The sequence below is a fragment of the Cohaesibacter sp. CAU 1516 genome (assembly GCF_005771485.1).
Lineage (GTDB): Bacteria > Pseudomonadota > Alphaproteobacteria > Rhizobiales > Cohaesibacteraceae > Cohaesibacter > Cohaesibacter intestini.
In genome coordinates this window covers 1-13571 of record NZ_VANT01000003.1, presented here as the reverse complement: position 1 = coordinate 13571, position 13571 = coordinate 1, and the positions used below count along the sequence as shown (strand labels likewise).

Sequence of the window (13571 nt, the reverse complement as noted above, 5' to 3'; positions counted from 1 at the left end):
CGTCCTCCGCAAGATGATCTTCACCCCTGAAGGCGTTGTTTTACCCCATCCGCCAGACTGCACAGAATGAGGCTGCACGAGGTTGCGCCGGCATCCAGCACCCCCCTTGACCGATCCCCCAGACGGGCCGAACGGCCAACCTTGGCAACCATGTCGATGGTGCTGTCGCGACCGGCCTGTGCAGCAGAACACAGGGCGTCGAGGGCTGCGGGCATTGTGCCGCCATCCGCAAGGGCTGCCTTGTAGGCTGCCACTGCCGGGATATAGGCATCCAGCAGCGTCTTGTCGCCGAGCTTGGCCGAACCGATATCCATCACCTCATCAAGCCCGTTCTGCAGCATCGCGCCGAACACATCGGCATCGATCATGTCCTCGTCCTCGATAGCCTCGGCCATGCCGGAAAACATCATGCCATAGAGCGGGCCCATCGAGCCGCCGATTTCGCTCATCAAAACATCGGACAGCAGGGAAAACGCGTCGCTCAGGCTTTCCTCTCCGGTCAGCCGCTCGGCTGACCTGCCAAAACCCTTGGCCATGTTGACGCCGTGGTCTCCATCGCCAATCTTGCCATCGATCTCGGACAGATAGGCCTTGTTGTCGACAATGACTTTCGCCAGATCGGCAACCAGCCCGCCAGCCCCTGCATTTGCAAATTCAGCCATCATCCTCTCCATTTGAATCCGGGGCTTTCTGCCTCGATATCGAGCAACCCCTTGAGCTCATCATCCAGTGCCATCACGGTCAGGGTGGCCCCGACCATCTCCAGCGACGTGAAATAGTTGCCGACATAGGCGCGATAAACCGACAAGCCGCGTTCGGCGATCTGCTTTTCCATGCGATCATAGAGCACATACAGCTCGTTGACAGGGGTCGCCCCCAATCCCGAAACCAGAACGGCGACCTCGGTGCCCTTGGCCAGATCATGATCATCCAGCACGATCTGAACCATCTGGTCGGCAATCTCGTCAGCAGTGCCCAGATCCTCGACGCGGGTTCCCGGTTCGCCATGGTGGCCGATGCCGATTTCCATCTTGCCCGGCTCGATCTTGAAGTTGGGATGACCGACGGCGGGCAGGGTGCAGGGACCAAGACCAAGCCCGACCGAACGGCAATGATCGATGGCCTTCTGGGCCGATGCCTGAACCTCTTCGAGGGAGGCTCCGATCGAAGCCTTGGCACCACCGATCTTCCACATAAAGATCTCGCCTGCGACGCCGCGACGCTTTTCGCGTTCTGCCATCGGCGCAGAGCAGACATCATCATTAGCAACCACGGTGGCGACCGGGATCCCGTCTTTCTTGGCCAGTTTGCTGGCCATTTTCACATTCATATTGTCCCCGGCATAGTTGCCGTACAGAATAGCGACGCCTGCGCCATTGTCGGCTGCCCGGATCGCATCATGGAAACTCTTGGCGGTTGGCGAAGAAAAGAGCTCACCAACGGCCACAGCGTCGACCATGTTGCGACCAACATAGCCGGCAAAGGCTGGTTCATGACCAGAGCCGCCGCCGGTGACAATGCCGACCCGTCCCTCTGCCTTGGCGCTTTGTGACACCACGACACGCGCGTTGCCCGGATCGAGTTTAACCAGATCGCCATGGGCTTTAACGAAGCCACGGACCGTTTCATCCACGATGTCATCGGGATTGTTGATGAACCTTTGCATAATTTGCAGCTCCTATTTCAATATTTGGCCGCTTGACGGGCCTTGAATGCAATTGGCAGGGCATCGGAAGACCGCTCTATTTCTTGTCGGCCAAGATAAAGAACAGCCCGGCGACAAGGATGAAACCACCCAGAATACAGGTTTGCCAGGTGGAAGGAATGCCCACCAGAATGAGCACATTGGACACCAGCGTGATCAGAATGACACCCAACATGGTGCCCCCGACGGTGCCAGACCCACCGGTAATCCGGGCACCACCCAGAACCACCGCAGCAATCACAGGCATCTCGGTTCCGGCGAGATCAAACGGATTGGCGAGCCGGTTTGCCGAGACATGCAGAATTCCTGCAATGCCTGCCAGCAATCCGGCATAAGAGAAGACAAACAGCTGCACGCGCGACACGCTGAAGCCGAGCCGTTCAGCAATATCCGACTTGCCCCCAATCGCGAAGATGGCGCGTCCGATCAGGGTTTTGTTGAGAATGTACCATGTCACCAAGGCCGCCAGCACGAGGATCAGAACATAGGCGGGCAGTTTCACTTCGAAATTGGACTCGTTGGTCAGGGTGACGAGGGTCAACTGCCCGAAATTGTCCATTGAGGCTGGAATGTTCATGAACAGCGAGGTGCCGATGAAAGTCAGCAGGAAACCGCGGAAAGCATATTGCGTGCCGATTGTGACAATCAGCGACGGTGCCTTGAGCTTGTTGACCAAAAGGCCGTTGATCAGTCCCAGAAAGGTGCCCCCAAGAGCCCCCATCAGCAGGATCGGCACCATACCAAGATCAGGAGCAAAATTGACCACCAGCATGGTAACGGAATACATCACGAGGGCGGCCACCGAGCAGAAGGACACTTCCAGCCCACCGGCTGCGAGAACCACCAGCACGCCAAGGGCAAACAATCCGCGAATAACGGAGGCCCGCAGAATGTCGAAGACATTCGCCAATTGCCAAAAGGCCGGATTGATACTGCCGACAACGAGGCAAACAATCACGATCAGCAGGATCGGAAAGGCAATCGGGTTGCGAGCGAACCAATCGGTGGTTCTGGCAAACAGGCTTTCCCGCTTTCCCGTCTGAATTTCAAAGGTTGCGTCGGTCATCAGCTCGCTCCCTGACTGGCCATGTCTTTTTTCAAATCGAGTCCGGCGCCCATTTCGGCATAGAGCTTGTCCTGTGTCAGGCCTTCTACCGGGAATATCGAGGCAATTTTGCCTTTGCGCATGACCGCGACGCGATCACAATTCTGCAGCAATTCCGGCAGGTCATCGGAGATGATCAGGATCCCCATGCCTGCCTCGGCTTGCCGTTGGATGATGCGATAGATCGTGTCTTTCGATCCGACATCGACCCCGACGGTTGGTCCGTGAAGAATGAGGAGTTTGGGCGTGGTTTTCAGCCAGCGTCCAATCAACACCCTTTGCTGGTTGCCACCGGACAGTGACTGAACCGGTGCAGAGACATCCGGTGCAACGATCTGCAGATCGTCAATCATTTCTTCCGTTTCGGCGACGGCCCGTTTCTTGTCCAGCAGTCCGATCTTGTTGCGCAGTCGCGCCAGAATGCCCATCACCGTATTGTCGAGAATGGGTTTCTCCAGAAACAGGCCTTCTGTCAGGCGATCTTCCGGCACGTATCCGATGCCCGCTTTGTTGGCGTCGCCCGGTGAGGACAGATCGACCAGCGCACCATCAAGGAAAACCTCTCCGGTATCGGCAACCTCCACGCCTGCGAGCGCCTTGGCCAACTCGTTTCGGCCAGAATCCAGCAATCCGGTCACACCGAGGATTTCCCCGCGTGCGAGAGCTAGATCAATATCGACAAAAGCGCCGGACTTGCCAAGGCCGGAGAGGCGGAGCAACGGATCGCCTGCTTTCTGGGCTTCCCGATAGCGTCCCTCGTTAAGCTCGCGGCCGGTCATCAGATAGCCAAGACGCGCGGTCGTGATATCGGTAATGTCGCAATTGCAGACAAGCTTGCCATCGCGCATGACCAGACCATGCCCGCCGATGGCTTTGCATTCATCAAGCTTGTGGGTCACGAACAGGACGGAAACACCGTCTTCCTGCAGGCGACGCACCACAGCGATGAGATTCTTCACTTCGAAATGGGTGAGGGCGGTTGTGGGTTCATCCATGATCACCAGCCCGGCCTTGCTGGCCACCGCGCGGGCAATGGCAACGAGCTGGCGCGTGGCAATCGGCAAACGGGACACTTCAGTGTTGCGGAACCGCCGATCAATGGGAAGGCCCACCACTTGCAGGGCGCGGATGGCTGTATCCTGTAGTTGTCCGCCATCGAGACGGCGGAACAGGGCACCGTTGGAGCTGACCAATTGCTGGCACAGGCCGATATTCTCGGCGACAGTCAGGTTTGGCAACAAAGACAGATCCTGATAGACGGTCTCGATCCGGGCTTCCAGCGCCTTGATGGGACTGAAGTCCTTTTGCTCCTTGCCATTGACGATCAACTGCCCTTCGGTGGGCAGATGCGCCCCTGAAATCACTTTGATCAATGTGCTTTTGCCGCAGCCATTTTCTCCGAGCAGATGATAGATCTGACCGCGCTCGATCTTCAAACTCACGCCCTGCAGCGCATGCACACCACCGAAGCGCTTGTGCAGATCGCGCACTTCAAGGAAGGGCGTGGACGGCTCGGCATGCTGATGGCCGGAGAGTTGAACCACATTGTCTTGTGGATGCTCTGAACCTGAACCCGACTTAGTCACCACAACAGCTCCTGATTTGCGAAAATGGTTGAGCCTCAAGCCCAAGGCTGGCCCGACATTTGACCGCCGGACCAGAAGAAAGACCTCAAGTCTTAGAATGGATAGTCGTTGTAGTTGGACTTATCGACATCGACCCAGGCCTGGCCGCGAACAATGATGCCTTCGCCGGGACCTTGAGAGACTTTCACATTGTTGTAGCCCCGAACACCCAGATCCATACCGTCTTTGATTTCGGTGCCTTCAAGGGTCATTTTGGTCAGGATATTCATCACATAACCGGCATCCTTTGGATCCCAGAATGCGATGGAGTCAACCGCACCGGTTTCAAGATATGGACCGGTATCTTTTGGAAGACCAAGACCGATGACGCAGGTTTCGTCTTCAAGACCAGCTTCCTCGACGGCGCGGCCAATGCCGATCACGTCAATCGCAGATCCACCCTGGAAACCCTTGATGTCGGGATAGGTGCGCAGGATTTCCTTCGCCAGTTCATAGGCACGGTTGGCGTCATTGAAGCTTTCGTTCTTGGGAGAAACAAGTTCCATGCCAGGGAAGTCTTTGGCATAGGCTTCGCCACCATCTGCCCATTGCACATGGGTCAGACTGCCGACAGAACCAACGAAGGAAGTCCATTTGCCCTCACCGCCCATGCAATCGACAATCTGCTTGGCAAAGTGGGCGCCGAATTCATGGTTGTCGAAGGCTTCCATGTCGACCTGTGTATTTTGCAGATTATCGGCCTCATGGGTCGTGACAACAATGCCACGCTGCATGGCACGGCGCAGAATGCCTTCAAGCGCGGAAGGGTCCATCGGTACGATTGTGATGGCGTCGACTTCCTGCGCGATCAGATCCTGAATGATGGCGGTCTGCTGGGCCGCATCGGCCTTGGCCGGACCGACCTGACGCGCCTTGATGCCGTCGGTGTCTTTGTCAAAGGCCTGAACCCCTTCATCCATGCGGGTGAACCAGTTTTCGCCAGTGACCTTTACAACGGTTACGATTTCTTTGTCGGCAGCAAGAGCAGGAAGGCTCACGCCAACCATCGCCAGAGCTGAAATGCCAGCCAGAAGCAGCTGAGAATGTTTCATAACTTTCCTCCACACAAGGTTCTTGCCCGCGGTGCGACTATGCTTCGGGCGCAAGGGGCGCCGCCCGGATCGCCAAGCCCATCCAGATCACCTTCGGTCCGGATGGAAAGTCCTTTGCATCAAGCCTTCTTGGGTACGGCTGGATGTCTGAAATGCAGATAGGTCGTCAGATCCACGCGCGAGGCGGCCAGGAAGAGCAGCAGCAGCAGCCCCCAGGCGCTGTCGCGGAAGAAATTCGACAAATGCATGAAGTTGAACAGGGACGACATGACCTGCAGCGCAAAGGCCGACATCAGGACACAGATCACGCGTCCATAGCCGCCCTCGGGCTTCACACCGGCCATCACGGCAATGAGGATCGCAACCATCACATAAGAGGAGCCATAATCCCACTTGATCGATGATGTGCGCGCCGCGATGATGACACCGGCCAAGGAGGCCAGCATGCCTGCGATGGTGTAAGTCATGAAATACATGCGCCGTACAGGAATGCCGCTATAGCGCGCAGCCAGATCATTGCTGCCCAGCAGGAACAGGCGCATGCCGTAGGATGTGTAACGAAGCATTAGCGCCAGCACCAACGCGACCCCGACAAACAGAGCGAAACTGATCGGAACGCCCATAAACGGCATGTTGGCGAAATCATCCAGCGGCGGAATATAACCAAGGCGCAGGGCCGATCCACCAGTCAGGCCCACGGCAATGCCGGTGAAGGCCATTTGTGTGCCCAATGTTGCGATGATGGGCGTTAGCCCGGCATAGCCTACCAGAGCGCCATTCACTGCCCCGCCGAGAAAACCAACCACGAGGGAAATGCCGGCAAACGTCCAGCAATAGAGCAGCGGGGCTTCCTGTGCGGTGGTGATGAGCGGGGTCAACATGAAGGCAATCACCCCGGACAGGTTGGCAAGCGCGATCCCGGACAGATCAATGCCACCCCGCCCGGCTGCCATGGCGAGCATCACGCCGAGGGCCAGCAGACCAAGTTCGGAAACCTGAGTTGCCATGGATTGCATATTGTACAGGCCCACAAATTTGGGGCCGACCAGAAACCAAGAGGCTATCAAAACGAGCGCGTTGATCAGCGCCAGAAAGCCCATTTGGCCATCATAGAATTTGGAAGACATTTCCACTCCTCCTGCGCCTTTGTCCTTACGGCCATCAGAGCCATGTCCACTCCCGGCGGACAAGGAACGCATTGCATGATCCAGAGGCTAGAGAAGCAAATTACAAATGTCAAATGCTATTTTACATTTGATTATATCATTGAATTATAACGATAATATGGACATTTGATGAGTTAGATAGTGTTGCATTTCAGTCGATTGCGTGAAGGTACATATGGTGGAGGAGGGCTCGAAATTTTCAGTTTCAACCATTTATAGAGGGAAGAGTTTTGTGCATCTCAACCATGGCGGGAAACTGGGCGTCAGGCCGGAAACCGGCACGTTTTATCCCATGCGTCAGTGGATATGTGCCAGCGCTCCACCCGCCTCTTGGTCGCGGGTCGGCTGCTCTAACGGCACGCCCATCTCATTTGCTTTCAACCAGACAAGCTAAGGTTATCTTCTCTGTCAGATTGTCGCAGAAGACAGATGTAGTATGGTGTGTCTGCCTGCATTTTGAGACAGTAGAAGGGTGTGATGCCGAGGTTCGGCAAGGACCCTCTCCTGTCGCCGTTCGTGCGTGTCGCGCCAGGCCCGGGAGGTTCATCATGCTCCATTGCCCACATCAAAGATCTCTGCTTGACCTTTCACCTTGGTTGGGCCGGTGGCTTGTTGTCATCGCGGCGATGGTGTTTGTGGTGAGCGCCTGTATGCCGCTGCCTGTATGCGCGGAAAGCCCCATCGATCAGGAAAAGAAAATCTATGTCGAGGCGCGGGATGATCTGCGTGACAAATTTCAAAAGACCCATGGCCATTTCAAGGGCATCTACAAAAAGCTGGCAACCTTCCAGCACCATATCTCCAACTGGCGCAACGCAACGACCCGCCGGACCCAGAAGGACAGCATCAGTGGCGTCAAGGGACTGATCACCGAAACCACGGGGGAGGTGCGCGACACTGCGATCAAGACCATATTGGGGGACGATGCTCTCAAGATGCTCAAGGATTTCGAGGAGGAGGTCGGGTTCGAGTTCTTGCCCAATGGGGAACAACTCGACAAAGCCTTGAAGTCCGCCACTGGAGCCGATGATCTTTATGGCTACATGTATCAGCTCAGCGCGCTGGAACGAAAAATGCGGCATCAAGGGGTCTTCAAGTCGGTCCAGAAGGTGGCGGACATGTTCAAAAGTGCCGAAGGCTATATCGATGATGCCAGCAAGGTTGTCGATTTCGTTGCCGTGTTTGACCCGGGCAATGTTGATCCCAACAATCCCATCTCTCGGCTGGACGCGATTGACGGTGTTCTGGGATATATGCAGACCTTCTCTGGCTATGTGCCGGGTATCGGCAAGATCATCGAGGGCTATTCTGCTGCCACAAAGGAATTTGCCAAGGCGCTGAAGGCGCTTGACAAGAAGCTGCATGAAGCCCGCATGGGCTCCATTTGCGGTGGCATTGGTGGTGACCAGCAAAAGGCACTGACCCGTTTTCTGATTGACCGGCGTGCCGCCTTGGATTGCTTCCGCTTCTTCACCTATTACGAGGCTGAAGCCGCGCTGGACAAAGTGCAGGCCTGGCAGCATTTCGAGGCGGATGCGGCCTTCTTCTATGCACCCGATGGTACCCATGCCTTCCTGTCGAGCCTTCAGGCTCACAATTTGCTCGGGGCCTTTCAGGCCTTGCGGCAAAGCCGATGGAGCCGCAATCGCGGCCTAGCGGACACAGACCGCTTCATGGAACTGGCGACCTTCGCGTCCGAGCGCGGGCGCGCTGAGCCCGCTGCACGTCGCTATCTGCCCGGCTATGATCTTTGTTCCAGCCATGCAAAGACCTTCCAGACCAAGGCCTTCGCCAACATCCTCAAACTGGCGGGGGAAACCGATCAGATCGACCGTGTGGTGAATCTTGGCGGCGAGGCAATATTGGCTGCTGGCCGCATGGCACGGCAGGAATATATCGGCCTGTGTCTGTTTGACCGCGATGCCAGAATGACCATGAAGCGCCTGATCGAGCGCTACCGGTCCAAGCAGATCCATATTCTGCAAATCCATGCACGGGATCGTGGTGACCCTCCCGTTATTTCCGGTCTCAGCCTCAGCGATGGTGATCATATTGTTCGGCGAGACTGGATGCGCCGCAGCGCGCAGGCTGGCTATGTGCGTCTGCCTGTGATCGTGACCAAGGGGCGGCGCATTCGCTATGCCCTGTCAGCCCCCGGCTTCAAGCCCTTGCGCTTTGCCAAATCAATCAGGGGCGATGAGGCGAAGGTCACGGTTCTGTATATGGATCGCATCGAGCCGAAGCCCGACATCAAGCAACCGGACGTCAAGCGTCCCGACCCTGTGCCTGCAGATGAGACGCCGTCCGATCCTCCAAAACCGTCGGGCACTGCCGTTGATGATGCCCTGTCTGACCTCTTCCCCACCGACGAGCCCGCCGGCGACGTCCCGACAAGCGACACGGCAGGCGACACGGCCACGTCTCCCGAAAGCAGCAGCCCTTGGGGTCAGCAAAAGGACACCAATGACCCGGGACAAGTGATGACGGGCGATGACAAGGGGAGCGATCCCTTCAAAATCGGGGACGCGGAAACCGAACCGGAAATTGACGAGCCAAAAATTGACGAGTCAGAAATTGACGAGGACGACCGGACCCAACCGCAAAAGAATAAAGAATCCACCAAACCTGACAAGCCGTCAGTGACGATCAGCGGCACAGGACCCGCCATATCCCTTGGTTTTGGCAAGGATGGTGCCTATTTGGGCCAAAGCCACAGCCTGTCGGTGGCAGCGCCGACCTTTGAGACATCCGGGGTTGCTGTTCCCGAATCCAAAGCCGGTGAAATCTATATTGGTGCTGCCGACGATACTGAAGACCTGCTGCCGCCAGCCAAGGTTCGTTACGCTTGGAAATCAAGCCCTGCGCTGTCCTTCGATCCCGCCGTCTCGAGCGATGGTCGCAGCAAGGTGACCTTCACCCGTCCGGGCCCGGTCAAAATCTGGGCCGAAATTTCCAACGGCAGCGAGACGGTCAAAAGCCAGATGGCGCAACTGAAGGTCCTGATCCCGACCTTCGATCTGCAGTTCAGTCCGGCCAAGGCAGCCGCAGCGGGCCAGAGCGTCACGGCCTCTCTCACCGCCAGCCCGGATCTTGAGGATCGCTATATCGCGGTCCAATGGCCTGACCCGCCAGAAGCCAATCGCCAACAATCTGACCGCAAAGACAAGAGCAACACGAGCAGAAGCCTGTCCTTTACCGGAGGAACCGGAGAAACGGTGCCGGTTGCCGCCGATGTGGCGCTGGCTGCGACGGGTGACAGGCTCGCTTCGGTCAGCAAAGCATATCACTTCGCGACCATAGCCCTAGCCATCAAGGCAAAACGGCGCGGGCCTCCCGTCAAAGTCTGGGATGCGAAATCTAAAGGCCTGATTGATGCCACCCCGACCACCTTTTATGTGGGTGAGGCGATTGATCTGTCCGCCGACTTCGGCTCCGGCAAGAAGCCGGACGCCATCAAATGGCGCTGGCAAGGGGGGGAGGGAGACAGTCTGTCGAATCCGGCCGGCTCCTGGCCGACCCTGACGCGCTCGGAGGCTGGAACGTCTGCGATCCGTTTGACAATCCTTGATCGCAACGGCAAGGAGTTGGCGAGCGCCAACACCTCCGTTTCCTTCTTGAAAAAGCCGGTTAAACCGAGCATCAACAACAAAAAAACAAAGCCGGACAAGGGCAAAAAGCCTGATCCGTCAGCAAAGACGACTCCTGACAAAGCAAAGACCAAAGGCAAGCCTCCAACGACCACCAGTCCAACGACCACCAGTCCAACGACCACCAGTCCGGCCACCTCCAGTGCGGACGACAAGTCGTCTAAGAAAGAGGGCGACAAGCAAGGTGCCAGAGATCCGCAAACCATCATTGCCAATCCGACGAACCCTCCAAAGCCGCCGGTTGACCCTTGCGCGCCGGGCAGCAATCAGCACAAGGCTGCGGCCCAAATGTGGCAGACGGCACTGAGCGCTGTCAGCCAGTCCGACTATGACCGCGCCTTTGCCCATTTCGAGGCGAGCCTTGCGCTTTGTTCTGACCCAAAACGGCAACAGATGGTGGAAGGCCTGCGCAAGAAATTGCTTGGTCCAACGAAAACAAAACCGACAGACAAGCCTGTCGACCACGCCTCCGCCCCGTCCCCAACGCCTGAACCACCAAAGCCGGTGGCTCCAGTCCAAAGCTGCAAATCGGGTTCCTCCGAGCGCAAGGCAGCGGAATATATGTGGACGGAGGGCTTGCAAAGTGCAGGTCGCCGCGACTATCCCCGCGCCATTGCCCATTTGCAGGAAAGCCTCGCGCTTTGTCCCGATGCCAAACGGCAATCGATGATGGAGCAAATGCGCACCAAGCTGCAGACACTGATGCAGCAGCAAAAAGACCGTGAGGAAGCCGCAAAAATCAAGGCTGCCAACCCCTGTGCAAACGGCAATGCACGCTATCAGCAGGCGCGGACCAAATGGAGCGATGGCCTCAATGCCTTGCGGCTGGGGCAAAATCAGCAAGCGCTCGCCAGTTTCCAGCAAAGTGTTTCTCTATGCCCAGACAAGGGAAGGCAGCAGCAGATCGCGACTCTGAAGAGAAAACTCTCCGCCAGCAAGACCAAGAGTCCATTTGAGACGGCGGTCAACCAATCTGCAATCCGAAACCAGACCCAAAGCAAACAGCCAGACCAACCCCCGTCCGATAGCAAGGCCAAGGATGATCCGAGTAGCCCGTCAACCGACACTCCAACAAGCCCGCAAACACGAAATGGGACAACAAAAACGGTTCCAAATGCCAACCCGTTTGGCGAGCCGGAGACGGACGGGGAAAACCACGAAGCGACCAATCCCTTCGAAACCGCACCATCAAACACCCGCGGCACAAGAGGGGATACGGGCGTCGCAGAGGATGGACGCTATAAAGGCGAAATCGCCATTTCGAGCCGCCTTGCACCGGGGGAAAAGCCCATTGAGTTCGAAAGAAGCGGCAACCGTCTGACATGCAAGTTCCGCATCAGTCACGGCAATGTATCGCACAGCTTCCAGACGACGGTCCGCAATGGCCGGTTCGATCAGACTTTCACCCTGCATGGCCCCGGTGGTCAGACGGTTTCGATGCGGATGACGGGCACGGTGACCAAGGACCAGATCAGCGGCGACATTGGTCCCGCCAACAAGCAAAAGGACCACTTCAAATTTGCAGCACGTCGGGTGAAAGACGACGAGGCGAACAAACAGCATGACGGCACCTATCGGGGCAGCTTTGCCTATATGAGCGATGTCCGGCCCACCGTGACGATCAAGGTGAAAGGCGATCAGATCAGCGGCAGCTTGAGCACAAACAATTATCAGGCCCGTGGCCAATTCTCGGCAAGACTGGAAAATGATCGCTTCAACGCCTCCTTCCGCTACAGCGCCTCCTATGGCTATGCGGGGGACGTGGATGTCACCGGCACACTGCAACAAGGGGCCATTGCCTTGGTCATGACAGAGCGGGACGGTGGCAAGCGCTTCCGACTCACCGCAAGCAAACAATGAGAGATGGTGGAACATGAGACAGACTTTCAGACAAATGGCCATAGTTGCTTTGGCGGGCTTGGCGTGGGCACTGATGGCGGGATGGAGCCAGGTTGGTGCCATCGAGCTGGGCACCAGCGGCATTGGTGTCCATTTGCCAGAACGGGGCTGGAAGGTGGATACCCGTGAGGACGCAGCCATCGAGGTTTGGCATTTCCGGGCCAAAAGCTGGGATCCGGTGCCAAAGGAATCCGGTCTCATTGCTGTGACCGTTTCTTTCCTTGGCTATGATCCGCTCAAAGGCGATCACCTTGATGCCATGCAGCGGAAAAGCGCCGATATTGTCGCCGACGGCTTTCTGAAACAAGTGACGCGGCGCGCCCCCTTTGCCATGCAGTCCGGGCGCTTCGAAGTGGCGGGCGAAGATGTCGACGGTCATATCGATCTGCGCGCCGGAGGGCTGCTGCCAGTCAGTGGCCGCACGGTTATCATCCGAACACCGGACGGATTGGCGCTGATTTCTGCCTTCTCCCTGTTGCCATCCGATCAGGACCCTTTTGCAGCCTTGTTCGGTCCGTCCGGTTTCGTTTCGTTTGAAGGCCCGGGCGCGGATCTGTTCAGCAAAACCGAACCACCAAGCTCTGCCGCCGCACCCCCACCGGGCGATGCGCCAGACACCACAGCAGAGAAGCCAGACACCTCCGCAGAGAAGAATGTCGACAAGGATGCAGACAAGGACATGCAGGATCTGCTGCAAGAAATGCAAAAAGGCTTCGAGTAGGAGAGGATGTGATGACAATGCCAGAACCACACGGCCATGCGATCAACCGTCGCCTCGTTATTGGAAGCTTTCTGTTTGCCACCGCATCGCTGGTTTTCAGTTGGGCCCTTCCGCTTCCAGCCAATGCCGACTATGTCGGTGGCTTGAACCCCTATGGCGACAATTTTCTCACCCTGCGACAATATCCCTCATCCAAGTCCCGGCCACTGGCTCGCATGGCACCGAACACCATCCTTGATGTTCTGGATGCCGACGGGGTTTGGTATTACGTCCGCACACAAGGCGGCCTTGAAGGCTGGGCCCACAGCAAATGGATCTATCCCGGCTATCCGTCCGGACGTCAGGTACCCTCGCAACCCAATGATCGTCCGATCTATGGGCAAGGCGACGATTGGGTCGATGGGCAAACCCGCGAAGCCCCACTAGACGTGACGGGCGAGGAGGCACCAACCCAGCCTTCGCCTGATGTGCAGGACCCTCTCGACTGGGTGCGCGCCCATATGGAGACGTTCCATGATCCTTTGAAATACTAGGCCGTAGACTCATAAACTTCTGATCCAGACAAGTGTTGCGACGAGTTTGATGGCCGCCAGAAAGTTCAGCGGGTTCTTTTCATATCTGGTGGCGATGGCGCGGAACTGTTTGATTTTG

Annotated in this window: 9 protein-coding genes and 1 pseudogene; 3 read left to right on the top strand and 7 right to left on the bottom strand. The window is 57.0% G+C overall.

Translation table 11 applies throughout. From position 1 onward, the window contains the following. Positions 1-20 precede the first annotated feature (20 nt). The 6 genes from dhaL to FDK21_RS09730 form a co-directional block, all read right to left on the bottom strand. Positions 21-662, bottom strand: a complete 642-nt coding sequence (gene dhaL, locus FDK21_RS09755) for a dihydroxyacetone kinase subunit DhaL (RefSeq protein ID WP_138148377.1) — start codon at positions 660-662, stop codon at positions 21-23. Next, complete coding sequence (locus tag FDK21_RS09750) at positions 662-1666, bottom strand: dihydroxyacetone kinase subunit DhaK (RefSeq protein ID WP_114011433.1); 1005 nt, start codon at positions 1664-1666, stop codon at positions 662-664. The genes dhaL and FDK21_RS09750 overlap by 1 nt, the downstream gene beginning before the upstream one ends. A gap of 76 nt (positions 1667-1742) precedes the next feature. Beyond that, on the bottom strand, positions 1743-2771 hold the full coding sequence (locus FDK21_RS09745; RefSeq protein ID WP_114011432.1) for an ABC transporter permease: 1029 nt from the start codon (positions 2769-2771) through the stop codon (positions 1743-1745). Further along, the gene (locus FDK21_RS09740) at positions 2771-4354 is read right to left on the bottom strand and encodes a sugar ABC transporter ATP-binding protein (protein WP_114011431.1); all 1584 of its coding nucleotides are present in this window, start codon (positions 4352-4354) and stop codon (positions 2771-2773) included. Before FDK21_RS09740 ends, FDK21_RS09745 begins: the two co-directional genes overlap by 1 nt. Positions 4355-4488: 134 nt before the next feature. Further along, complete coding sequence (locus FDK21_RS09735) at positions 4489-5442, bottom strand: autoinducer 2 ABC transporter substrate-binding protein (protein WP_245418555.1); 954 nt, start codon at positions 5440-5442, stop codon at positions 4489-4491. Between the two features lie 164 nt (positions 5443-5606). Further along, positions 5607-6614 carry an ABC transporter permease gene (locus FDK21_RS09730; protein ID WP_114011429.1) on the bottom strand — a complete coding sequence of 336 codons (1008 nt, stop codon included), beginning with the start codon at positions 6612-6614 and terminating at the stop codon, positions 5607-5609. Positions 6615-7303: 689 nt separating this feature from the next. On the opposite strand from FDK21_RS09730, the gene FDK21_RS09725 reads away from it, so the two are divergent. Genes FDK21_RS09725 through FDK21_RS09715 form a run of 3 tightly spaced genes read left to right on the top strand, consistent with a single transcriptional unit; the run spans position 7304 to position 13453 of the window. Then, positions 7304-12160 carry a hypothetical protein gene (locus tag FDK21_RS09725; RefSeq protein ID WP_138148376.1) on the top strand — a complete coding sequence of 1619 codons (4857 nt, stop codon included), beginning with the start codon at positions 7304-7306 and terminating at the stop codon, positions 12158-12160. Between the two features lie 13 nt (positions 12161-12173). Beyond that, complete coding sequence (locus FDK21_RS09720; protein WP_138148375.1) at positions 12174-12920, top strand: hypothetical protein; 747 nt, start codon at positions 12174-12176, stop codon at positions 12918-12920. A gap of 11 nt (positions 12921-12931) precedes the next feature. Further along, a complete protein-coding gene (locus tag FDK21_RS09715) occupies positions 12932-13453 on the top strand; it encodes an SH3 domain-containing protein (RefSeq protein WP_138148374.1) in 522 nt (173 codons plus the stop codon). A 9-nt stretch (positions 13454-13462) separates the two neighbouring features. Here the strand turns inward: FDK21_RS09715 and FDK21_RS09710 are convergent. Next, positions 13463-13571, bottom strand: a pseudogene (locus FDK21_RS09710) (IS5/IS1182 family transposase); the annotation flags it as partial.